The 22949-nt window shown below is 37.5% G+C and carries 33 protein-coding genes, 3 tRNA genes and 1 rRNA gene; 33 read left to right on the top strand and 4 right to left on the bottom strand.

The window, feature by feature from the left end; all coding sequences use genetic code 11:
* The first annotated feature begins 126 nt into the window (after window positions 1-126).
* From rrf to HMPREF0874_RS04120, 3 genes are all read left to right on the top strand, one after another.
* Window positions 127-243 (top strand): 5S ribosomal RNA (gene rrf, locus HMPREF0874_RS04130).
* Window positions 244-999: 756 nt separating this feature from the next.
* Window positions 1000-1075 (top strand) — tRNA-Trp (locus tag HMPREF0874_RS04125).
* A gap of 112 nt (window positions 1076-1187) precedes the next feature.
* Window positions 1188-1264: transfer RNA gene (locus HMPREF0874_RS04120), tRNA-Arg, on the top strand.
* Here HMPREF0874_RS04120 and HMPREF0874_RS09910 read toward each other — a convergent pair.
* The 4 genes from HMPREF0874_RS09910 to HMPREF0874_RS09855 form a co-directional block, all read right to left on the bottom strand.
* Window positions 1227-2735, bottom strand: a complete 1509-nt coding sequence (locus HMPREF0874_RS09910; protein WP_071985080.1) for a recombinase family protein — start codon at window positions 2733-2735, stop codon at window positions 1227-1229. The two genes, HMPREF0874_RS04120 and HMPREF0874_RS09910, sit on opposite strands and share 38 nt — an antisense overlap.
* Window positions 2736-2939: 204 nt before the next feature.
* Window positions 2940-3683: a type II toxin-antitoxin system PemK/MazF family toxin gene (locus HMPREF0874_RS04115; protein ID WP_008601744.1), complete on the bottom strand. Its 744-nt coding sequence runs from the start codon at window positions 3681-3683 to the stop codon at window positions 2940-2942.
* A 13-nt stretch (window positions 3684-3696) separates the two neighbouring features.
* A complete protein-coding gene (locus tag HMPREF0874_RS09860; RefSeq protein ID WP_008601741.1) occupies window positions 3697-4266 on the bottom strand; it encodes a zinc-ribbon domain-containing protein in 570 nt (189 codons plus the stop codon).
* Window positions 4267-4491: 225 nt separating this feature from the next.
* Window positions 4492-4878 (bottom strand): helix-turn-helix domain-containing protein, encoded by a 387-nt coding sequence (locus HMPREF0874_RS09855; RefSeq protein ID WP_008601738.1) that lies wholly within the window; start codon window positions 4876-4878, stop codon window positions 4492-4494.
* Between the two features lie 122 nt (window positions 4879-5000).
* Between HMPREF0874_RS09855 and HMPREF0874_RS04100 the strand changes: the two genes are divergently transcribed.
* The 30 genes from HMPREF0874_RS04100 to HMPREF0874_RS03970 all read left to right on the top strand — a co-directional run bounded on the left by HMPREF0874_RS04100 (window position 5001) and on the right by HMPREF0874_RS03970 (window position 22828).
* Window positions 5001-5243, top strand: a complete 243-nt coding sequence (locus tag HMPREF0874_RS04100) for a helix-turn-helix transcriptional regulator (RefSeq protein ID WP_039965104.1) — start codon at window positions 5001-5003, stop codon at window positions 5241-5243.
* Between the two features lie 36 nt (window positions 5244-5279).
* A complete protein-coding gene (locus HMPREF0874_RS04095) occupies window positions 5280-5546 on the top strand; it encodes a hypothetical protein (RefSeq protein WP_039965102.1) in 267 nt (88 codons plus the stop codon).
* A 104-nt stretch (window positions 5547-5650) separates the two neighbouring features.
* Window positions 5651-5932, top strand: a complete 282-nt coding sequence (locus HMPREF0874_RS04090; RefSeq protein WP_008601734.1) for a hypothetical protein — start codon at window positions 5651-5653, stop codon at window positions 5930-5932.
* Between the two features lie 202 nt (window positions 5933-6134).
* On the top strand, window positions 6135-6341 hold the full coding sequence (locus HMPREF0874_RS10020) for a hypothetical protein (protein ID WP_156780608.1): 207 nt from the start codon (window positions 6135-6137) through the stop codon (window positions 6339-6341).
* 339 nt (window positions 6342-6680) lie between these two features.
* The gene (locus HMPREF0874_RS10145) at window positions 6681-6815 is read left to right on the top strand and encodes a hypothetical protein (protein ID WP_255324078.1); all 135 of its coding nucleotides are present in this window, start codon (window positions 6681-6683) and stop codon (window positions 6813-6815) included.
* Window positions 6816-6819: 4 nt separating this feature from the next.
* On the top strand, window positions 6820-7356 hold the full coding sequence (locus HMPREF0874_RS04080; RefSeq protein WP_008601725.1) for a hypothetical protein: 537 nt from the start codon (window positions 6820-6822) through the stop codon (window positions 7354-7356).
* 25 nt (window positions 7357-7381) lie between these two features.
* Window positions 7382-7735 carry a hypothetical protein gene (locus tag HMPREF0874_RS04075; RefSeq protein ID WP_008601723.1) on the top strand — a complete coding sequence of 118 codons (354 nt, stop codon included), beginning with the start codon at window positions 7382-7384 and terminating at the stop codon, window positions 7733-7735.
* Between the two features lie 4 nt (window positions 7736-7739).
* Window positions 7740-9350, top strand: coding sequence for a PcfJ domain-containing protein (locus tag HMPREF0874_RS04070; protein ID WP_008601722.1), 1611 nt, complete (start codon window positions 7740-7742; stop codon window positions 9348-9350).
* 4 nt (window positions 9351-9354) lie between these two features.
* The gene (locus tag HMPREF0874_RS04065; RefSeq protein WP_008601720.1) at window positions 9355-10296 is read left to right on the top strand and encodes a YqaJ viral recombinase family protein; all 942 of its coding nucleotides are present in this window, start codon (window positions 9355-9357) and stop codon (window positions 10294-10296) included.
* Window positions 10297-10312: 16 nt separating this feature from the next.
* Entirely contained in the window at window positions 10313-10468 is a 156-nt protein-coding gene (locus tag HMPREF0874_RS10015; RefSeq protein WP_156780607.1) for a hypothetical protein, read from the top strand.
* A complete protein-coding gene (locus HMPREF0874_RS04060; protein ID WP_008601717.1) occupies window positions 10468-11352 on the top strand; it encodes a recombinase RecT in 885 nt (294 codons plus the stop codon). The genes HMPREF0874_RS10015 and HMPREF0874_RS04060 overlap by 1 nt, the downstream gene beginning before the upstream one ends.
* 9 nt (window positions 11353-11361) lie before the next feature.
* On the top strand, window positions 11362-11568 hold the full coding sequence (locus HMPREF0874_RS04055) for a hypothetical protein (protein WP_039965096.1): 207 nt from the start codon (window positions 11362-11364) through the stop codon (window positions 11566-11568).
* Window positions 11569-11580: 12 nt separating this feature from the next.
* Window positions 11581-12576, top strand: coding sequence for a Lin1244/Lin1753 domain-containing protein (locus tag HMPREF0874_RS04050; RefSeq protein WP_008601715.1), 996 nt, complete (start codon window positions 11581-11583; stop codon window positions 12574-12576).
* Window positions 12479-13210, top strand: coding sequence for an ATP-binding protein (locus HMPREF0874_RS04045; RefSeq protein ID WP_008601713.1), 732 nt, complete (start codon window positions 12479-12481; stop codon window positions 13208-13210). Before HMPREF0874_RS04050 ends, HMPREF0874_RS04045 begins: the two co-directional genes overlap by 98 nt.
* Window positions 13211-13221: 11 nt before the next feature.
* A complete protein-coding gene (locus HMPREF0874_RS04040; protein ID WP_008601710.1) occupies window positions 13222-13458 on the top strand; it encodes a hypothetical protein in 237 nt (78 codons plus the stop codon).
* Between the two features lie 2 nt (window positions 13459-13460).
* Window positions 13461-13892 (top strand): hypothetical protein, encoded by a 432-nt coding sequence (locus tag HMPREF0874_RS04035; RefSeq protein ID WP_008601701.1) that lies wholly within the window; start codon window positions 13461-13463, stop codon window positions 13890-13892.
* 42 nt (window positions 13893-13934) lie between these two features.
* On the top strand, window positions 13935-14162 hold the full coding sequence (locus HMPREF0874_RS04030) for a hypothetical protein (protein WP_008601699.1): 228 nt from the start codon (window positions 13935-13937) through the stop codon (window positions 14160-14162).
* A complete protein-coding gene (locus HMPREF0874_RS10010; protein ID WP_008601697.1) occupies window positions 14159-14308 on the top strand; it encodes a hypothetical protein in 150 nt (49 codons plus the stop codon). The genes HMPREF0874_RS04030 and HMPREF0874_RS10010 overlap by 4 nt, the downstream gene beginning before the upstream one ends.
* Window positions 14309-14312: 4 nt before the next feature.
* Window positions 14313-14732, top strand: coding sequence for a hypothetical protein (locus HMPREF0874_RS09850; protein ID WP_050760768.1), 420 nt, complete (start codon window positions 14313-14315; stop codon window positions 14730-14732).
* The gene (locus HMPREF0874_RS04020) at window positions 14732-15160 is read left to right on the top strand and encodes a hypothetical protein (protein ID WP_008601694.1); all 429 of its coding nucleotides are present in this window, start codon (window positions 14732-14734) and stop codon (window positions 15158-15160) included. Before HMPREF0874_RS09850 ends, HMPREF0874_RS04020 begins: the two co-directional genes overlap by 1 nt.
* Window positions 15157-15444, top strand: coding sequence for a hypothetical protein (locus HMPREF0874_RS04015; RefSeq protein WP_008601691.1), 288 nt, complete (start codon window positions 15157-15159; stop codon window positions 15442-15444). Before HMPREF0874_RS04020 ends, HMPREF0874_RS04015 begins: the two co-directional genes overlap by 4 nt.
* Before the next feature lie 19 nt (window positions 15445-15463).
* The gene (locus tag HMPREF0874_RS04010) at window positions 15464-15985 is read left to right on the top strand and encodes a DUF1492 domain-containing protein (protein ID WP_039965093.1); all 522 of its coding nucleotides are present in this window, start codon (window positions 15464-15466) and stop codon (window positions 15983-15985) included.
* Between the two features lie 198 nt (window positions 15986-16183).
* A tRNA-Ser gene (locus HMPREF0874_RS04005) sits at window positions 16184-16273 on the top strand.
* A gap of 28 nt (window positions 16274-16301) precedes the next feature.
* Window positions 16302-17039, top strand: a complete 738-nt coding sequence (locus HMPREF0874_RS04000) for a ParB N-terminal domain-containing protein (protein WP_008601687.1) — start codon at window positions 16302-16304, stop codon at window positions 17037-17039.
* Window positions 17026-17889 carry a hypothetical protein gene (locus tag HMPREF0874_RS03995; protein ID WP_198001852.1) on the top strand — a complete coding sequence of 288 codons (864 nt, stop codon included), beginning with the start codon at window positions 17026-17028 and terminating at the stop codon, window positions 17887-17889. The genes HMPREF0874_RS04000 and HMPREF0874_RS03995 overlap by 14 nt, the downstream gene beginning before the upstream one ends.
* A 3-nt stretch (window positions 17890-17892) precedes the next feature.
* Complete coding sequence (locus HMPREF0874_RS03990; protein WP_008601678.1) at window positions 17893-18264, top strand: hypothetical protein; 372 nt, start codon at window positions 17893-17895, stop codon at window positions 18262-18264.
* Window positions 18257-19681: a phage terminase large subunit gene (terL, locus tag HMPREF0874_RS03985; protein ID WP_008601677.1), complete on the top strand. Its 1425-nt coding sequence runs from the start codon at window positions 18257-18259 to the stop codon at window positions 19679-19681. The genes HMPREF0874_RS03990 and terL overlap by 8 nt, the downstream gene beginning before the upstream one ends.
* A 15-nt stretch (window positions 19682-19696) precedes the next feature.
* Window positions 19697-21055 (top strand): hypothetical protein, encoded by a 1359-nt coding sequence (locus HMPREF0874_RS03980; protein ID WP_008601676.1) that lies wholly within the window; start codon window positions 19697-19699, stop codon window positions 21053-21055.
* Window positions 21048-22631, top strand: coding sequence for a polymorphic toxin type 50 domain-containing protein (locus tag HMPREF0874_RS03975; protein WP_039965091.1), 1584 nt, complete (start codon window positions 21048-21050; stop codon window positions 22629-22631). Before HMPREF0874_RS03980 ends, HMPREF0874_RS03975 begins: the two co-directional genes overlap by 8 nt.
* Window positions 22628-22828 carry a hypothetical protein gene (locus tag HMPREF0874_RS03970; protein WP_008601671.1) on the top strand — a complete coding sequence of 67 codons (201 nt, stop codon included), beginning with the start codon at window positions 22628-22630 and terminating at the stop codon, window positions 22826-22828. Before HMPREF0874_RS03975 ends, HMPREF0874_RS03970 begins: the two co-directional genes overlap by 4 nt.
* Window positions 22829-22949 lie beyond the last annotated feature (121 nt).

Raw genomic sequence — 22949 nt, 5'->3', positions numbered from 1 at the left:
GGCTTCGACGCAATCCTCCAGACGTGTACTTTGAGTATGGGACGCAACATATAATAAAACATTAAGCAGAATGTGCAACAAATATATATACTTCTATGTGGTTTTCAGAGTACAAACTCTGACAGATTCAGTGGCGATGGCTATGAGGATCCACCTGTTCCCATCTCGAACACAGTAGTTAAGCTCATAAACGCCGAAAGTACTTGGCTGGAGACGGCCTGGGAGGATAGGAAGCCGCTGATTGCTTAAAGGCACACCTGAGGGTGTGTCTTTTTTTGTATATGGCTTCCTATCCTCCCAGGGGGACCTGGTAAGCAGGGCAAGTTAAAGGTAAAAAGAATAAAACGACGACAGATTCACTGCATCGCTTAGTTCATTATTTTTTAATTATATTATCAATTAATTGATAATATAATTAATGAAGGTCTAATTATAAATTTTAATAATTACTATTTATTACATATTCTATTCATGCATAGAATTATCACTTTTTTATATAGGTCCCTATCTAGCCTAGTAAATACGTGCTTTATAGCTATCTTTCTGATATTTAATAATATACCAAAATGTACCAAAAATTACTCGTTTTGATTATATTTCATATCACTTTCACTATGTTTTCACGAACTATCTATATACTAGCTATAGTTGATTGAGATCAACTAAGGAAATGGAGGTCTACTACTAATAACTTTTACCTGTCCCTTTTACAAATAATACAAACAACACAAAACAATACAACACATAAAACAACACTTAAATACACAACAATACTCTCCCTGTGTATAAACAAAACAATACATATACAAAACTCTCTAATTATATATACCATCTCCCGTATATATAAAGGTAAAAGTTAGGTAGACATAAGAGCCCTTGAAAGAGGGCTCTTTTCCTTTAATATTTCTTATTATTTATTGATTAATAAGCCTATATTTCTTGACATAGTATGTAATATTTGTTAAACTAATCAAGTATCAAGCAAAGCTTGATGAATATAGGGGTATAGCTCAATTGGTAGAGTAGCGGTCTCCAAAACCGTTGGTTGTGGGTTCAAGTCCTACTGCCCCTGCCAAAATTTGGATGGCGGTCTTCGGGCCGCATGTCCATAAAATTACTCAAAAAATATTAAAAAATGCTTGCGTAGCCGCAATCATTATGTTAATATAAGTGAGTACCTTGTACATGACTCAGTAGCTCAGCTGGATAGAGCGTTTGACTACGAATCAAAAGGCCAGGGGTTCGAATCCCTTCTGGGTCACCAAATCATTTAAAAGCGAACTTTCAAGAGTTTTATCATGGAACTCTGAAAGTTCGTTTTTATAATTAAAGACAATTTCAATGTGATCTTCATATATAGTCACATGATGAACAAAAGCCTCTATAATCCTAGCACGCCCACGTAGGGTGCTAGGATTTTCTTTTGCCATTTTTAGCAAAAAGAAACGGATATGATCTTCTGTAAGTTCTACAGGGATAATGGTATTTTCGAGGTTCGTTTTTATCTCAATCTGGTCTTTTAACTCTTGTTCGGTAGACTCAATTCTGTGTTTTAATACATCAGAAATGAATCCATTTGCAATGGCGGTCATATAATTGTCTAATGATTTTTTCAAATCACGAATATGAGCGTCAATTATATCAATTTGTGCAACAGTTTCGCTTTGAAGATTTTTACCTGAGCTGGCAGCATATTTAGCTATTTTATTAACCACATTAGGTTTATTTAGTATCGCAAGGGTTTGGCTTATGACAATATCATCAAGGGCATCTCGTCTAATATTTTGAGCCTTACAGGCATTTTTGCGACGTCTATTGCTGCATACGTAATAATGGTGCAGGGCACCTGTTTTAGATGTACCCGTTGAGCCCACATAATTTCCTCCGCAACGTCCGCATTCTAGCTTTCCGCATAGTTGGTATAGCTCACTTCGATTGCCCTTCTTTTTAGCACGTAAATTTCGTTTGTGCTGTGCTTTTTCAAATATATTTTTATCTATGATAGGGGGAATAGCATTTTCTATGCGTTCTGATCCCCAAGAATAGACTCCTATATATTTTTCATTGCTAATAATGGCCTTAATGCTGTTTGTATTGAATGGCTTGCCTTTATGGGTTAGATGTCCATTTGCATTCATATAGGACGCCATTTCGCTAAGTGTATGACGTTGTAAATACATATCAAATAATTTACGTACAACATTGGCTTCATGTTCGTTGATTTCTAGCTGCCTATTATTAGATAATTTGTATCCATAGGGGACAACGGTGCCTACCCATTTACCCTGTAATACGTTGTCAGTCATTCCACGCATTACTTTTTGTGACAATTCTGCTGAATAATATTCGGACATGCCTTCTAATACCGATTCAAGGATGATACCACTAGGGTCATCTTTAATATTTTCTTTAACGGATATAACTCGTATCCCATTTTTTCGTAACTTTGCTTTATATATAGCGCTATCATATCGGTTTCGACTGAATCTATCTAATTGATATACCAGCACATAATTAAAGGCTTGCTTATTGCTATCTAGGATCATTTGGCGGAATTCGGGCCTATCATCTGTTTTAGCACTCAAAGCACGGTCTATGTATGTATTTGTTATTGTGATCCCTTCACGTTCTGCATAGGCCATGCATTCTCTTATTTGGCCGTCTATAGATTCATCACGTTGTTTGTCCGAGGAATATCGGGCATAAATAACACCTATCTGAGTAGTTTCGCTCATATGTTCGCTCCTTATGACAAATAAAAAAGATAAGGCCTTGAACGTATAAGAACAAGACCTTATCTTTTTTGCGGCTAAACCGCTTATAATAATTTTAGTTTGAGGCTTAACCTCTTTGTTCTTATATTATAGATTTTTTGTATAAAAAAATCAACAAATTTGTCAATTTTTCTGTAGAAAATTACAACTTTTATTGCATTTTTTCTATTTTATACCGTGAATTTCCTTAATTGCTTGGCGGATTTTGTCCGTTACATGCTTCTCCACTCGCATATTAAAAAGGGCATCTTGTTTACATGTAGGGTTTTGAATTCGTATTTTGCTAACTGTGCGAACTTGTGAGGCCACAGCTACTGTACCTGAATTTAATCGTGCCACTTCTTTCATAATTATTTCGTGTTTAATTAACATTTTATGTGCACTTTCAATCTGTTCAGTGAGAGTGTGTAATTGAGATTTGGATAATGTTCCAACTTCGATATTTTCTAATCGCCTTACTTCTGCACTACATGTATCTAGTAATTTCCCTGCTGTGGAAAATAAAACTGTAAATAATTCAGATCCCAAATAAATGTCTGTTTTATATAATGTAGTTGGTTTTTCTTTATGTGGTTTCAGTGATCTTAGAGGCACAACGGTAACCATACCACTCTTGTTTGTGCTCGGACTTAATACTATTGCATAATGAAGTCCACCAAATTCATTACCTATTCCAAAGCCAAAATCTACTTTTACAATATGACCGGGTTGAAATGTTGGAAAATACTTAGCGTCGAAAGCCTCCTCTTGTTTTATGTATTGTAAATAATTACGTAACCAATAGTACATTAGGGCCGCTTTATGGTGATCTTGATTTACTAAGACAATCAAAAAAGTACGTATATCATTTGCTAGAGTTTTAATTTTATCAATTAAGGTAACCTTGTTTTCTGGCCTCTTTAAATCCATATAAATCTCCCTTTTATATGCTCCACTTGTGCCCGCATTTTAAGCATACGCCTTTTCGTTTGTTTTTACCATGAAATCCGGCAACCAATCCTATACCACTTGTTAATAATCCGCCAACTAATGCTTTGGTTCCGCTAAAACCCTGTTTATCAATTTCGATTTGTGTTGAATGGCATTTCGGGCACCGTAATTGTCCGTCATCAACGTTAATATTTATAGATAGGGGCTGGCCGCTTTGATATGCCATGACAATGCTTTTTAATGATGGATCATTAAACATTTGGGTGGCTGCATTTGAGGATTTTAACATGCCCGCCCCCGTAATTTTCTTAATTTCATCAGCTGTTTCTATTGTGGCGGTAAATCCGGACTTTTCGAATAATCTAGTATCTAGTGTCACCTGTACTGCATTGAATGTTACCCCGTTAACCTCTTTTGGATACTCCGGCATAGATGGCATCTCATTCACTGGTTGTACATTCGGCAATGGAGCAGGTGGGGGATTACCCGTTACAGGTGTCCCACAATTAGAACAAAATTTTACATTATCATCTAGTTTAGAACCACAATTTGAACAATACATAAACATTTCCCCTTTATTAACGATGATGTCTTAATGATTCTATATGATTGACCTTATGCGGTGAATCATGATCTGCAAAATTAATATGGCTCAGTTCATGCAAATAAGTTTTTTGATTTTCTGCATGCGATAATTTTGCATTCAGTATTACTGTATAGGTATCATCTTCGTTTTTCCTAACATATCCCCCGCAGCCAGTCGGTAAATTTACTAGCTTAACTATAATCACTCGTAATCGTCCCCCCGCTCCCTTTGTAATAACGACTTCGTGATATTTATAATACTTTCCATCTCGCTTTTTGATAGGCTCCGTTTTGCGTCTAATAATAACCGCAAATCGGGGTCATTTTTTATTTCCTCCGCTAATTCCGCCACTTCCGGATCATAATAATACCCATCATCCGTAGTAGGGTGTTCACCCGTTAGGAGGTAATCGATAGAAACGTTGAAAACGTTGGCAATTAATTTAATCATTTCAGCAGAGGGCATTCTTGCATCTGTTTCCCAAAGTGAGATTGCTGAACGGCCTACATTTAATTTTTCACCAAGCTCATCGCCTGTTAAATGTTGAAATTTTCTTAATTGCTTGATGCGTTGGCCTAATGTTTTCATTTAGAACACCTCCTTAGGTTGATTGTAACAAATTGTAAACAAAAATAAAACTACTCATTGAAAACTTTTATAAAAAGTTTATTTGACTTGTTACTAATTGCAAACTATAATGAGGTCATAAGATGTTACAAAATGAAAACAAAAAAGGAGGTGAGATAATGTCATATAACAAGCTGGCTGTGTTTAGACGAGAGCTGAATTTTAGTCAGCAAGAAGTTGCAAATATGCTTTCTATTTCAAGAGCTGCATACTCTTTAAAAGAAAATGGACACCGCAAGTTTAGTCAAAAGGAAATGGGAATTATATTTACAAAGTTTAAAGAAAGATATCCTAAATTAAATATGCAAGATATTTTTTTAACTTAAAAGTTTACTAATTGAAACTATATTCAGGAGGGTGATATGAATTACAAAGCAGGTTGGGGCTTTAAACCCATGGAAGAGATAAAAGAATATTACGAACGTACAGGGATGATTATTATTACTCACTGGGCTTATACCAAAAGCGACTTTGAACGTGAAATTTTAAGATTTGAGAGTGCGGTATGTAACCAAAGATATGACGAATTTCATTCAATAATTCCGCTGGGGGAAAGGGAAGAAATCAAGCGGCGAAATCAGGAGTATCTACATCATCTGTATACGATTAAATTTGAACTTGATTTATAAGGAGGTGAATATTATGTCGTTAATCGATTTAGGCATGAACATTGCGCTATTTGCAGCATTGGTAGCTAGCATATTGTCATTATTGGGTATGTGAGGAGTACTAAATGTCGAATTTAAAGAAATATTTAAAGGCCCGCATGAGAGCCATCAAAAGAGATCTTGATAGTGGGAGTGAAGAATATGCACTTAGAAATATGCAGACCTGTTATGAGCTGGCAGCCATAGCGTATGTGGCTAAGTTTGGAGAATTACACCATAAGTATATGGAGCTGTTTCACGAATTTAGAATTCGTAGAGATGAATTAAAAAAGGAGAGTGATGAAGATGTCAGACGCTTTATCAATGCTTGCCGATTTACCCCTCGGAATGCTGGACCAAATGAGTGATATTCGAGATACGCTCAAAGCATTTGGCAAAAATGATGTTCAAATCATTATTACTTCTACAAATATTGATGTAAAACCAATCAATGCAGGTGGTGATTTTGAATGAGCTGGGATGTAAGGCCTTGGCTGGTTGAAGATATGATTGATTTCTTTAGCCGGCCCGGGATATTAGAAGAATTTGAAGAATGGAGGGAAGAATATCATGCAAATGGCGGACAGAACGGAAGCATTGAAATGGCGACATTACCGAATTACACAATATCGACGTCGCAGATCCGAGAGGCGGAATATGATGGCCCCTCAGCTTGCTGATATAGTTGAAGGCTTTATCTTTGGCACGTTGATTATGTTGCTAGTATGGGGCGTTGCATATTGGTGGGTAACTGGGGAGGCGTTAATTCGATGGTGAAGCGTTGTTACCATTGCGGCTACAAACTAACAAACCACTTAACATATCACATTTTTAATACCGCAATCGGAAAGGTCGTTTGTGTTTGTAAAGATTGTCATACGACATATTTACGAATGCGAGCAAAAGAAAGAAAAAGGGCTGCACTTGCTGGAACAAGCACAACCCTAGTTAAATAATAACCTAATCACATTATATCATAGAAAATTTTAAAGGAGCAAAAAAATAGAACTTGAACAATTAACTTTAAAATTAAACGGTAATGTAATAGAACCGTGGTTTATCAAGGCGAGCTATGAAAAAGTTGGAAATTTCCCAACTCCTTATGGCTGGATGACTATGAGCTATTTAACTAATCGAATTGAATATCTGAAAAATGAAAGATGCTCGACGCCATTGGTTGAAATTCGTGTTCATATCGATAACGTTATTAAAACAATGGAAGCTATTAAAGCATATTTAGAAAAGGAGTAATATCATGAACCAATTTACAATCGAATTCAAAAATCCAAAAGACTTAGCAAAAAAAATTAGCGAGTACAACGAATTAATGAATGGATCTGTTACAGAAGCTGAGCCTACTAAAAAGGCTACACCAGCAGCAAGTGCTTCCCCTAAAGAAGTAGTAACACCACATTGTGATGTAGCTGCATTAGGACCAAAGAACGCTACTCCGGGCGAGCCTGTGGAGATTAAGAAACCTACTGCAGAAGAGGTAACCGTTATTAAATCTGTTGAAAAAATAACAAATGATACAGAACCTAAAGAAGACCCCGTAGTAGTGCAAAAACAGACAGATGCTAGGGAACCCGTTCAGGATACAACCGATGATGATAAAGCTGCAAAGAAACAGGCTCTAATTGATAAGGCAAAAGAATGGTTATTAGCAGACCAAGCAAATCGATTGACACCATATATGGCATTAATGGGCAAACATAAAGTACCGGGCAATAAAATTACAGTTGATAATTTAACAAAAGAATTAGCGGCTGAACTAATTACATTGATTGGTTAATTGTTGTTTAAGAAGGAGTATATACATGAATAATAAGAGCAATTACACACGAGTTGTGGAAATATTAAAGGCCGATAATAAAACATTGGAACGGGCGATGCAATTATCGCCTGAGGATGCTAATGAGTTTCAAGAGGCCCTAGATTACAATAATGCGGTTATTAAAGCATCGCAATCTATTATTAAGGCCATTGATATTGTTAGTGAAGCCGATAAAAAGGCTGCAATTAATGATAAGCAGGCCAGTGGAAAGAAGCGAGCTGCAGAGTTGAAAGAAAAGGCGAATAATACGCCTAAGGATCCTACACCAGCACCTGAGCCTGAGCCAGCTAAAGCAGAAGTAAACACTGATATTGATATTAACGAACTATTTGGTTGATACTATGGAAATATTGTATTCGTTTGAAATTCCAAAATTACATGATAGTGTAGTTCGCTATCAGGGATGGCAAGCGCCTAAAACTGTAATCTATCATGCTGATTGTGATGCCTCATTCTCTGCTACATGGCCTGAATATTACCATCCGGGCAATGGGTACTGTACACGAGCACACTATTATGTATGTCCTTTCTGTGGACATCGTTCTAATCCTTCTCGTGAACATGTAGGGCTTATTATTAATGAATCTGATGCGATTCCTATTGATATTAGATTCTCTATTGTTTCTTGTAAAGATTGGGTTGACCTTCAAATGCAAGGACATCAGGTTGTATTGATGGGCGACCAGCTCATCAAACAACCTAAGCGTTTTTATCAAACAATCCGCTTTGATTTTAAAAATTTGAGGGTTCTTTTTATTGATGATTTAAGAGGTGAAAAGAAAGTCAGTATTTATGATTTAGAGCATATTTCAGGTACTACAAATAATCTATATGGATATGTTGGCATGCTGCATCAATGTAGGACTAGATCTGCAGCGATTAACTATGCCACCCAATTTAGAATGTTATTTAAGGTGCTTCGTTTAGAGTTTGAAAAACGAATGTCAGCTATTACAGGTTATCGGGTTAAGGATGTTTATCAAGCAACTGGAGTGTCTAATGAGCATGGGTATGGTGCTGGAATGATTTTCAATATGGCATGGCGAATGGCATTCCCTGATGGCCCTGCATTAACAAAACCATTGTCCTTTCAACTTTGGGAATGGAGCAGAGCAGGTAATAAAGCCATTAACGCTGATGTTATTAATTTAGGCCGTCGTTATCATTCGTTCTATGATGCCTTAATCAGGGGACATAATATAACAGATTTAAAGCCGTTTATGCGTCGCTGGTTACACAAAAATCCGGGTTCAATCACAGCTTTTAAAGGGATTGTTATGTTGAGCGATGATATAAATGAGCAGCGATTATTGTTAGATGTGCTCAGTCGTAAGCAACATCTCTTACTCAGAATATTTGATGATGCCCAAGCGTTAGTATTCTTGAAAAGGTTTAGAAAGGAATATAAAAATCAGCTTATCCCGTTTTTAAGCAATCATTTTGAATGGGACATCATAACTATGTATTCACAGTTAGAAGCTGAAAACAAAGCATCATTCTGGGAAACACATCCCAAATTAAGGGATGTACATGATGAGCTGGTTAATATTCTAAATAAACAACGTTTTGAATATGTGGAGTTGCTAAAGGCTGATGGATTAGCTGAAAAGTCAAACGGATTAGAATTTGTTATCCCTGAAACTGGGGCGGATTTAGTGAATATTGGTGTTGCGCTTAAAAACTGCGTTAGATCTTACACGAATAAAATTCAGCAGGGGCAATGCATTATTGTGGGTGTTAAGAAAGCCAATAAATTTGTAGCTTGCTTAGAATTAAAGCCACTACAAGGCAATGGGGCATTGCTGGTGCAAGCAAAATTATATGCTAATAAATCAGTACATACTAATAAAACTATCAATAATAAGGTTCTTTCATGGGCATATCGCCATAGAATTGCGCCTAATACTTCGGATATTGATGTTAAATTGTTTGAAAAACAGAAGGGAGCTTAATTATATGGCTTACAAAAAGGTGTTTGATGCTAATAAAGCCACTCGTGAGGAATGGTTAGAGTTTCGTAAGAGTGGTATAGGCGGTTCAGATATGGCCGCTATTTTAGGCCTAAGCAATTATAGATCTGCACTTGATGTGTGGATGGATAAAACAGGCCGGACAATACCATCTAAGGACGATGGAAATCGATTTACATATTGGGGGACAAAGCTCGAAAGTATTGTTGCAGATGAATTTGCTATTCGCACCGGGTATAGTGTCAGAAATAATAATTTCACGCTACAATCCGTTGAATATCCGTTTTTATTAGCAAATATTGATAGGGAAATTGTAGGCATTGATGCGGGGCTGGAGTGCAAAACAGCCTCCGCATTTAAAGTGGATGAATGGCAAGGGGACAGCGTCCCTGATGCCTATTACATTCAGTGTCAGCACTATATGGCTGTCACTGGTAAAAAGAGTTGGTGGATTGCTGCATTAGTTGGTGGCAATGACTACTATTATAAAGAAATTCCTCGTAACGATAACGTTATAGAGGCAATTATTGAAGCGGCGCAAGAGTTCTGGTCGTTTGTATTAACTGACACTATGCCAGCGGTTGATGGATCTGATTCATGCCAAGAGGCATTACGACAACTATATTCCAGCACTCAACCTGAATCAGTTCAATTAGAAGATACCGCCGATATTTATGCTGAAGCGTATTTAAAGGCTAAGGCCGATAAAAAGGACGCTGAGGAACGGGCTAAAGAGGCCCAAAATAATCTATGCCAGCTATTAGCCAATAATGAAGTAGGCTATACCCAAAATCATAAAATCACATGGAAATATAAAAAGGCGATTGATGGATTTGATAAAAAAGGATTGGCAGCAGATTACCCCAACATTTTCAGCAAATATGTAATTAAAAATGAGCCAGTACGGAATCAATTCAGTTGTAAATAATGGAGGCTATATTAGTATGACGGCAGAATGGCTTAAATCATTACTTGAAAAAGTCGATGATGATTATGAAATTAAAATTTTAGATTTTCGCAGTGAATTAGAGCTAGATATTAGCAATGTGCGAATTGATCTCGAGAATAAAGTAATCGTATTTGAGGAGGATATTAAATAATGGCAACAACTAAAGACGTAACTCTAAAAACAAGCAAATTAGCACCTGCAAAGCAAGATAACTCCCTTAAAGGAATGTTATCAAACGACAATATTAAAAACCGATTTAACGAAATTCTTGGTAAGAATTCGGCAGCTTTTATTTCGTCTTTATTGGCGGTCGCTAATAATAACGAATTATTGATGAAGTCCGACCCAGCCACCATTATTGGTGCTGGTGCCACGGCGGCTGCAATGAACTTGCCTGTAAATCAGAATTTTGGGTTTGCTTATATCATTCCGTTTCATAATGGAAAGACTAACCGTTATGAAGCTCAATTTCAGTTGGGCTACAAAGGCTATATACAACTAGCTATGAGAACCGGGCAATATAAGGCTATCAACGCCGTGCCTGTATACGAAGGCGAAGTAAAGTGTGTTAATCGCTTTACGGGTGAATATGAGTTTGGGGAACGTACTGGGGATGAAATCATTGGATACATGGCCTATTTCAAACTTATTAATGGGTTTGAAAAGTTCCTATATATGGATATTGAGGAAATGCAGGCTCACGCCAAAAAGTATTCTAGAAATTATAAGGGAGGTACAGACCGCTGGGGCTTGACTGACTTCCATACGATGGCGGTTAAGACTGTACTCAAACGATTGTTAAGTAAATACGGTATCTTGTCCATTGAAATGCAAGGATCTAATGCGTTAGCTACTGCACTAGAAAATGACGGCGGTGTAATTACGATTGATAGTGAAGGTCATACAGTTACTGACTTTGATGGGGAAACATTAGATGCGGCTGGTGATACTTTTATGGTCGGTAATGATATTGTTGATGCGGATACAGGGGAAGTAATTGATGATAATAACATCGATGAAATGTTTGATAAATAAGGGGGATATATGTTTTTACGGAGTGATGTATTTCACCGCTTATTACATAATAAGCAAATGACATTACTGGATTTTATGAAAGAGGCGCATTGCTCGCCTCTAACACTTGTGAAGGCATTGAGTGGCAAAGATGTGGTTCAATCTTCAACTCGATTTCGATGGGCACAGGCTTTGGGGTGCTCGGTTATGGATATATTTGTTACTAGATGGAAGTAGAGGGATGATGTTATGGCTAAGTTGACAAACTATTTCAGTCACGACGTTAGCGCACTAAGTGATCCAAAAATCATGATTATGATTTCATTACACGGCATGGTGTCATATGCGTGGTGGTGGATTTTAATTGAACGCTTGGCTGTTGAGGAAGATTGCAAACTTCCTTATAACAAATTCACCTTTGCTGGGCTTGCTATAGCGTTTCAAATCTCAGACAATTTGGCTTTTTGGAAGCAAAATATAGCAAATGCTAAGCAAAACGTAGCAAATATAGCAAATGCTAATTTGCCAGATTTGGTAGAAAAATTTATACAATCATTAATTAAAGATTGCAATTTATTAGATACTGATGGAACGTATTTTTGGTCGCCATCTTTACAGCGCAGAACTGCAGAACGTTTAGCAAAAACCAATGCAATTTTGGAAAAACGTAGAGAGGCTGGGCGTTTAGGCGGCTTAGCAAAAGCTAGCAAATATTTAGCAAATGCTAAGCAAAACGTAGCAAATGCTAGCGATAACTATAGCAAAAGTTCTAGCAAGCTAGCAAACCTGCCTAAAGAAAAGAAAGAAAAGAAAGAAAAGAAAGATATTATATTCTATTCTACTGATGAGCACGATGAAGTTAAGCAAAACGAAGCAAATGCTTCAGATGATATTGACATCAATGATCTGTTTGAAAAGTCCGACAATAAATTAAATGATACTCAATCTAAGGTCTATAGAGTCTATATGAGCGAGATAGGAGAAATTAGTTCTGTTACTAAAGAGCGCATTGATGATTTAGTTGTTGACTTTGGGGCTAATGAGGTAGTTAATGCCATATCTATTGCTAGTGAGCGAGGTAAAGGCAGTATAGGGTATATAACAGCTATTCTTAACAATAAGGTTAAAGAGGAAGTGATAAAGGGAAATGGAAGCAATGGACGTAACGGCGGAAATAGAAAAAATAAGGCAGCAACAGACAGCAGTGAAGTCGACTGGGATAAAGAAACAGGAGAATGGATATGAGTTCTATACTCCACATTATCCACCACCTGTTGCAGTTGAGTGTCAAAAAGATCTATCACAGTATGGCATAAAAGGTCGATACTTAGATATGACATTTTCTAAATTAAAGCAGCTAGGAGCACCGCCCGAAGATAAGGATGCATATAACTGTGCTTTGAAGTATGCTGTTCATCTAAATGAGCATATCAAAAGTGGAAGGGGCTTGATTATGATGGGGCCAGTTGGAACTGGTAAAACATCATTAGCTATCAGCATATTACGACAAGCGATTGAACAAGGGTATAATGGCTACCTTATTTCAATGATGAGCTTACTCGACACATTGCTCATATTGAGTAAGGGACCAGCTGAACACTATCTTGAATTTGAAAATCGCATTCGTAATTGCCCTTTACTTGTGCTGGATGATTTCGGGGCCGAATACGATAATAAATGGGTTTCAAGTAAGGTGGATTCAATCATCTCTGATCGAGTTGAACGTGGGAAGGCGACTATTATCACTACAAATTTATCTGTTCAACAAATTAAGAAGTGCTATGATAGCCGTATTTATGATCGATTGAAAGAAACGTCATTTATTCTATCGTTTAAAGGCAAGTCTAAACGGGACCCGCTGGATATTTCACAAATTTGAGGAGAAATAAAATGAAACCAAATACCAAGATTAAGATAGAAGTTTTTGATAATGGATGCATTAAAGTTGGAATGGAAGGACAATTCACTGATTTAACAATCGGATTTTGTGCAGGAGTTGCACAGGTAGTTCAATTAGCATCGAAGAATGCTAATAAAACACCGGAAGAACTATTAAATATTGTTACTGCTGAGATGCGTAATGCATTAGGTAGTGTATTAAGTGAAAAAGGAAAGGTTACGCATTAAGAATGAATAAGCTTGTAATTTATGGCCGACCAGCAACAAAAAAGAATAGTTCGCGAGTCGTATACGCTGGGAAATATCCTCGTGTCTTACCATCAAAAGCCTTTGAGGAATATCAAGCATTAGCGCTTAAACAGTTGCAATTCTATCGTAAACGAGCGTATCATTCTGGCCCTGTGTCCTTACGGTGCCGCTATTACATGCCTAATTGGGCGCATTGGCCTGACTTGGTCGGTCTATTACAAGCTACATCAGATATATTGACTGAAGCTGGCATTATTGACGACGATATGTGGGTTGCAAACTATGATGGATCTGAAATAGTTGGAATCGATAAAGCGAATAGTAGGGTCGAAATTGAATTTATACAAGTAAAGGAGGGAACGATATTATATGAGTTGCGAGACAGGAGGCATACAAAAAGAGCCAAACGATAGCTGTTTATATTGTTAGACAAATGCTAGGTTAGGAGTCAAAAAATGAAATGGCATAAATTTAAAAAGTGTTTACCGCCACCTGATACAGTTGTGATAGTGCATGTTAGTGAATATGATTACGTAATAGGGACTTTGGTAGCTATTTCGGGTGAAAGGTTAGACGAATTTTCGATTTTACCACATAGCGATAATGGCTATTGTGTCGAAGTTAAAGATTGTAAAGCCTGGGCGATATTTAATAAACGCAGTCCATGGGAGGGTAAAAAATGACAGTAGCAGAACTAATAGAGGCATTACAGGAGTGTGATCCTGATGAGCAGTGCTATGTTAGAATCAATGGCAATTTTTTAGAAATCGATGATGTTTATGGCGTTGCTGATGCAAATTATTATGTAATAGATGCTTATGAGGAGTGATAAAATGCTAGTCGAAGATAAGAATGAATGGTGTTGGGTAGATGTGGCTCATGGTGACGCAGGAATACCCTGCAATACAATACAAGGTGCAATCGATAATTATTTTTTAGATGAGCCGGACAGAAAAGGGGCGACCATTGTAAAAATAGGACATCCTAATTATTGTATCCCGGAGGTTGATGCCGAATATGTAATCGAAGATATAATTAATCATCAAATTGACGATGAGATTGCTGAGTGGTCCGAAGATTATTTGACAGATGTTAAGAAAGAACATATTGATGAATTGAGTGATGCATTGACAAATATCTTTCATAAATGGGAAAAGAAACACGGCTATGAAAATACTGGCTATGTAGTACTTGAAACCAAAGAATACAAGGTAGATGCTAACGGTGTTCTTATGGAGCAGGAGGTCAAATAATGATTACAGATGAACAAGGGAAGAACTGGCTATTACAAAAGTTATATGATAATGGCTGGAGATATTTGGCTGAGGATTATTGTGGTAGAGTATGGTTGGCTATAGAAAAACCAGAATTCAATGAATTTGGAAGTTTAAAATTTGTTGGTAAACATTCAACGGTTACTTGTATTAGAGATATACTTCCTAAAACAAATTTAAATCAATATTTAAGTATTGCAAAAGAATTAGGGATTATAGACTGGGCAAACATTCCTGTTGATACACCTGTTCGTGTATGGAATAACGCATCAACGACAAAAGAAAAAAGACATTTTGCAGGATATGAAAATGGGTATGTGTTAACGTGGTCTCATGGCGGGACTTCATGGAGTAGCCCAAAACATTGCGTAAGTGAATGGGATCATGCTGAGTTGGTGGAGCTATGAAAAGAGCAATATATATAGCGTTGGTTAAGCTACTAAAATTATTAGATAGCCGATACAACATCTCTGATGAGATGATTATTGCAGGTGCTGTGTCGGTATTGGATGAAACACAAAATATGCTTGAATATGAAGCTAAATTACAATTACAGTTCTTGGATGATTTGCAAAAAGAAACTGCAGAAGACTTTACTCCGATTAGAGGATTTTTAACAGGGTTTCATAACAGATCCATTAATTGGTGTAAAAAGCAGCGTAATTCATTAGCTACACAAAGCAAATTATAGGGTTGTGGGGGTGTTAGAATTGGAACAGTTGCAGGTGATAACTGATATTGATACGGTTGTCAAATTAGCCACTGAAACGGCTATAGAAATTTATGAGCAGAGGATCGAGAAAGATCATGCTAAAAAGCGGGAGCAGGCAAGAAAGAATACAAAAAAGCTATTGGCTGGGTACAATGAGCTCAAAGAGCATTGTGAAAATGCCATAGCTGACATTGAAAGTAGCGTTCCGACTGATCTGCAGTTACTTTTAACGGAGTTGTTTAACCGTAGAGGAGTATTGCGTGTTGAATCCATTCTCGCTAGCAAGCGACGTACAGAATTGATATTGGAGCATGTCGATAATATGCTTGATGTATATCGAAAACAATGTAATTATCGCAATCAACCGTACTTTAAATCGCTAGTGTATTTTTACATTGATAAGCTAGATGTCGATGCTGTAGCTGACAAATTGAATGTTGAAAAGCGGACAGTATACCGCTATTTAGAACAGGCGGAGAATGACATGGCATTATTAATATGGGGAATCCAAGCAGTTTAATTGCATGCAATCGAAACTTGACAAATTGTCACAAAACTGTCATTTACATGTCATTATGGGTGTTTTATAATGATAGTGTCGATAAATTGTAAGTGGCTCCTAATGACGAAATCGACACGACTATATACACCTTCTTGCATACAGTTTTGTGAAGAGGACACCGAATCAGGTGTCCTTTTTTCATGCCTAAATTTACATGGTAGAGTACCCAAGAGGTCAAAGGGGACTGCCTTGAAAGCAGATAGACGTGTAATGCGTGCGTGGGTTCGAATCCTACCTCTACCGCCATATATTAAATTATAGAAAGGGAATTATCATGAATATTGTTGAAATGCAATTATCAGAATTAAAGCCGTATGACAATAATCCAAGGCATAATGATGTGGCTGTGCAACCGGTAGCCAATTCAATCAGAGAATTTGGTTTTAAAGTGCCTATCGTAGTTGATGCAGATAATGTGATTATTGCAGGTCATACCCGATATAGAGCAGCTCAACAGTTAGGATTGGATACTGTTCCTTGTATTGTGGCCGATGATTTATCTCCGCAACAGGTGAAAGCATTTAGATTAGCCGATAACAAAGTATCTGAATTCGCTACGTGGGATCCTGATGCTATGATGGAAGAATTGCAAGGAATCCTTGAAATTGATATGTCGGAATTCGGTTTTTTAGATGATACAGAGGCCCTTGATGAGGTTGATGATACCTATACTACTGATATTAATATCCCTCAATATGAGCCATCAGGCGAAGTAGTACCGCTCGAAAGTTGTATTGATGATTTAAAAACAGAAGCTTTGTTAATGGAGATTGAAGATAGCAATCTGAGCGATACGGAAAAAGATTTTCTCAGGAAAGCGGCTCAACGACATAATCAATTTAATTACAAGCGAATTGCTGAATATTATGCAAACGCTAGTGCTGAAATGCAGGATCTTATGGAACGGTCAGCATTAGTTATTATTGATTATGATGATGCCATTAAAAATGGGTATGTGCAGTTATCTAGTAGCCTTGAAGAGATTTTAGGTGATGAAAATGATGGACAATAATTTTGCAGTGTTTATTTTGAGTCATGGTCGAGCTGGTAATGTTAAAACATATCAAACTTTAATCAATCAAGGGTATACAGGTAAGATATACATCATAATTGATGATGAGGACGATATGCGCAACTCTTACATTGATAAGTACGGTGAAGATATTGTGCGAGTATTTAGTAAAAAAGATGCCGCAGTACTTGTAGACCCTGCTGATCTTGAACCGGAATTAAAAGGCGTTATCTATGCTCGAAATTATTGCCATACTATTGCCGAAGAAATGGGACTTATCCATTTTTTAGTGTTGGATGATGATTATAATCTTTTTGCTCATCGATATGAGTGCAATGGCAAACTATTGTCATGTACAACAAAACGACTGGATGACATTTTTATGGCTATGGTAAGGTTCTTAGACCAAACAGGTGCAATTACAGTAGCATTGGCACAAGGTGGCGATTATATTGGCGGTGTAGATAATGGCAACTTCAAAAAGAAATTACTACGCAAAGCCATGAATAGTTTTTTCTGTCGAACTGATACTCCTTTCAAGTTTTATGGCCGTATTAATGAAGATACAACTATGTATGTTCGATATGGAGAAACTGGGCATTTAATATTCACGACGATGGATTTTATGTTAAATCAAGGCCAGACACAAAAGAATAAAGGGGGCTTAACAGAAATGTACCTTGATAGTGGTACTTATGTTAAGTCATTTTATTCTGTCATGTATTCGCCTTCATGCGTTAAAGTTGCTGCAATGGGTGATAAGCATATGAGGATGCATCATTGTGTTAATTGGGATTGTTGCACACCTAAAATTCTCAATCAAAGGTGGAAAAAATCGAAAGGGGGTTAAGAGATGGCAAGAACTGGTAGACCGAAAAAAGTCATTAAGCAGGAACAGTTTGAAGCTATGTGTCAGATACAGGCGACACAGGACGAAATTCTGCTTGTGCTCGGTGTTTCTGATAAGACGCTCAATGCTTGGTGCAAGCGAACATATGGAAAGACTTTCTCCGACATTTTTGCAGAAAAGAGAAGTGCGGGAAAGATAAGTTTACGACGTAAGCAATGGAAACTCGCTGATAGATCTGCAGCAATGGCAATATTTCTTGGCAAGCAGTTCTTGGGACAAAAGGACCAAACTGAAATGGAACTTAAAGCTCAGGTCAATAACCCTTTCGATGGTGTATCTACCGACGATATTAAGAAGTTGATAGGCCATGACTAAACAAGATAAAATCATAGTTCAAGCAAAAAGAGAACTCGCACGACGTGAGTTCTTTTATTATTGCCATCTGCTAGAAGGCGATTTTTATAGGACTGACCGCCAATATTTAGTAGAGCTATGTAATGCCCTGCAAGAGTTCTATGAAAGTGATATTTACAATGTGCTTATTGTAAATCTTCCTCCTCGTCATGGCAAAAGCCGCACCGCTCAGAACTTGGTTAAATGGGCATTTGGTAAAAATCATAAAGAAAAGATTATGACTGGCTCATATAATGCCACGTTGTCAAAGTCGTTTGCAAAGGGTGTGCGTGATTCTATTAAGGAAATTAAGGCAGACGATAATATTACTGTATTTTCAGATGTCTTTTGTGGTGTAGAAATCAAAGAGGGCGACGGTGCTGCGCACATGTGGTCGTTAAAAGATGGCTATAATAGCTATTTAGCGACCTCGCCCGATGGTTCATCTACTGGCTTTGGTGCTTCGCTTTTAATTATTGATGACATCATTAAAAATGCTGAGGAAGCACATAATGAAAATGTTAAAGAAGCTCACTGGAGTTGGTTCACCAATACGATGCTTTCCCGTTTAGAGGAAGGCGGAAAAATAATCATCATTATGACTCGTTGGGCCAGTGATGATTTAGCTGGCCGAGCCATTGAACATTTTGCTGATGATCCCAAATTTAAGCCTAAAGTTATTATGATGAAAGCCGTGCAGGATGATGGCACTATGTTATGTGATGACGTGTTATCAAAAGACAGCTACCTTTCTAAAGTCAGAGCGATGGGTGAAGATATTGCATCAGCTAACTATCAGCAAGAGCCTATCGATGTTAAGGGTAGGCTATATACATATTTCAGTACTTATAAGGATATCCCAAGAGATGATAAGGGATATCCTTTATTTTCTGCAGTCAAGGCATATGTTGATTCTGCTGATACTGGCGAAGATTGGCTATGTGCTATTGTGTACGGCGTTTATAACGATAATGCTTATATATTGGACATTCTATTTACTGATGCGCCTATGGAGATTACCGAAAGGAAAACCGCAGAATTATTGCATCGTAATGGGGTGAATGTTAGTGATATTGAATCTAATAACGGTGGCCGTGGATTCGCTCGTAATGTTAAGCGAATTCTTAAAGAAGAATATCCCGGCAATCGTACTAAGATTGTCACGTTCCATCAAAGCAAAAATAAAGAGGCTAGAATATTATCTAACTCTACACAAGTTATGGATCACGTATTATATCCGGAAAACTTTAAAGAACTATGGCCGGAATACTATTCGGCCATGTACAAATATCAACGTAAGGGGAAAAATGCTCATGATGATGCACCGGATGCAACAACTGGTGTTGTTGAGCGGTTAAATGCTCCAGTTATTAAGTCCATTAATTCCGATATTTATTAGGAGGTTAATCTATTCATGTATATTAGTAGCGAACAGAAATATGCATACAAGCTTTTGCATGATGCATATTATGGTTCCGGGCTGTTCTCGTTAGGGCGAGGATTAAAACAGCACCCAAGAGAGAGCCTAGATAATTATAATTTTCGGAAGGCATTGTCTAGCTATTCCAATCATATTGCACCGATTGTTAATGCTAACGTTGACCCCATTTTCAATGATGAGATTAGACGTGAGTACAATTCTACAGCAAAATTTGATGTATTTTTAAAGAATGCTGATAGATTGGGAACATCATTACAAGAATATATCCAACAGCAGGCTTTAATTGCAAAGCTATATAGCGTGGTTTATGTTATTGTCAACAACGTGGCTGAATTTGGCGCAAGCGTCGCCGACAATGTGAAGGATAGACGGCTTCCTTATTTGCTATCTGTTGCCCCTGCTGATGTAACCGGTTGGAAATTAGATAATGAGGGGCGCATTATTCGTTTTGAATATAAAGAGTCAATCATTGATGATAATGGTGGCACAAAGATTATTTATCACGAGTGGACTGATACCGACTGGAAAATTCGAGACAAAGGGAAAGGCGTTATTTCAGAGGGACAACATAACCTCGGCCGTGTGCCTGTAGTCCAATGGTTCGGTCGGAGTACTAAAAAAACTACAGTATTGCCTCATCCAGAATTTTACTCACTTGCTCAAAAGAATTATCGTCTATATCATTTGGATAGCTTGTTAACGCAAATACTTAATTCTCAAACCTTCTCTACTTTAACAATGCCATCAGATGAAAGTGTTGAGGATCTAACCCTTGGGGTTAATAATGTATTGTTGTATCCATCTGAGTCTAGTCATCCGCCAGCATATATTGCGCCGGATAAAGGACCAGCTGAGATTATTATGGAAGAAAAAGCCTCCGAAATTAAGGAGATGTACCGTATTGGTGGAGTTGATTCTGTAGTAGGGGTTCAGCAAGAAAAATCCGGTGTCGCAAAACAATGGGCTTTTAAACGAACCAACCAACGGCTGGCGAATTTTGCAGTACAATGCGAGAATGCGGAAAAAGCAATCATTGAACTATATGAATTGTGGACAAGTGAGAATTTGTCATATAAATGTGAATATCCAAGAGATTTTGATATTAATGATGTAGCTGATGTATTATCGCAGGGGCAACAGGCATTAGATCTTGGCTTTAAATCTAAAACATATTATACGGAAGTTGTTAAAAGAGTTATCGATGGATATATGCCAAACATCGATGACGAGGTTTATGACGATATCATTAAAGAGATTGAGGATTCAACACAACAAGATGTTCTTGATGTCACATATTCAAACAGTAGTGAGGGCGATGATGTAGATGAATAAGACTACAGAACAAACTATTCAGGATACCATAGATAAGTTTGAAAATGAAATTCGACGATTATTAGAAGCTGGTTATGCCCCACAAACTGCAGTACGAAAAGCGTATAATAAATACCCCGTTATGGATGCCATGCGGGGTGTTTTAATATCTGAGTTAATTCGTGAATGTGCCAAAGGATATGGGGTTGATATTGGCGTAACCGGCAATGCAATTAAAAGTGCTATTATAAAAGGCATGCCATATAGTCTAAAAACGATTTCTAAGGCCATGCAAGATGCGTGGGCACCTGATGGCTTAAACTTATCTGAGCGACTACATAATGCGTCTAGTCGTGTCAAAAACGATGTTTCAGAAGCAATATCCGATGCAATGAAGAAAGGACAGGATACATTAGCTACAGCAAAGGCTATATTCGATGGCTATGGTGGTAATTCTGTAATTTCAAAAGCTGAGTTGCCTTATTTTTTGGAGAAGCTTCGCAAGTTGCCCATTCCGTTGCCTAATGATGAAGCTGGGAAAGATATGCTTAAATATCAGCTTCGTAAAGTCCGCCGATTAGTTGAGCAAGAAACTACTCCGGGACTTAGAGCCGCATATGGTGAGTTGATTGATGCTATTGAAAAGAGCAATACAGCAGCTTTAAATCATGCCATATATGTTGCGACACAGGAAAAGGCTCGTTATCATGCTGAACGTATTGCTAGAACTGAAAGGGCTCGTGCATATGCAGAGGGTGAAATTGCAAGGCATATGGATGTTCCTGATGTAGTTGCATTTCAATGGAAATTGAGCACACGACATCCTGTGGTTGATATATGTGACGTTTATGCAAATGCTGATTTATATGGACTTGGGAAAGGCATTTACCCTAAGGATAAATTTCCTCATTTACCTGCACATCCGCATTGTATATGCCGAATTAAGCCAATTATAGAAGGCATGATTGATACTGCATCAGCCAAGCCAAATATAGAAGCTGGAGGGCTAGCGTATTTGAAGTCGTTACCAAAGAGGGAACAAGAGCGCATTTTAGGCGTAAATGGTCGCAATTTAGTAATGAATGGGCACGCATCATGGACTGAGGAAGCTAGGGGGTGGGATGGTGCTGTATTCAAAAGCAGACTGCCTGTTATTGAGTCGTTGAAAGATTATATTAAGAATGGAAAAATTAATATTGAGGATCTTTCAAAGCGTCGGGAGTTTGAAACAATAGATGATGTTAGACATCGTGTTATTGATTACATTAACTCACCATACTTTAATAGTAGTTATGTGATGCGGCAAAGCATGCATATAAAAGGTGGTAAGCTTTACGATAAAACGCAAAATAAAAGCTATTATAGCCATGAAATACCTCATGCTGATGTTATAAAGGCGATACAGGAAGGCGTTTATAGTGGTATTAGGTTTACTCGAAAGGGCGATTGGAATCATAAAATAATGGTTGATATATCCCCTCATATTGGGTATGATGTAAATGCAAGGAGAGGAACAAAGCAGAAAACTAGCCTTGCAACTGTACATGTATCAGGAAAGGGTATTCATATAGTGCCAAAGGGAAGTGAACGGAAATGACAGAAGAACAACTTTATAAACGCTATAATGAGATTCGTTCAGAAGATGTAGAAGTCAGATTCGTTGATGGTGACACTATGACTGGTAAATTAGATTCGTTTACATCAGGTGCAAATAATGAGCCTGATGAAGCATCAATATATGTTGACGAATATGAATTGTATGCCAGTGAAATCGCAGAAATACGAGAAATTTAAAACTTAATTTAACCAATCAAGCACTTGCTTATGCAGGTGCTTTTTTATTTGCCTTTTTAGTATCGCAGGCGAAAAAGAACGAGACCGCAGTCGTGTGGTGTGGCACACGAAAATAAAGCGA

The organism is Veillonella sp. 6_1_27 (assembly GCF_000163735.1).
In the GTDB taxonomy this organism is placed as follows: Bacteria; Bacillota; Negativicutes; order Veillonellales; family Veillonellaceae; genus Veillonella; species Veillonella parvula_A.
This window is presented reverse-complemented; position numbering and strand designations above follow the sequence as displayed.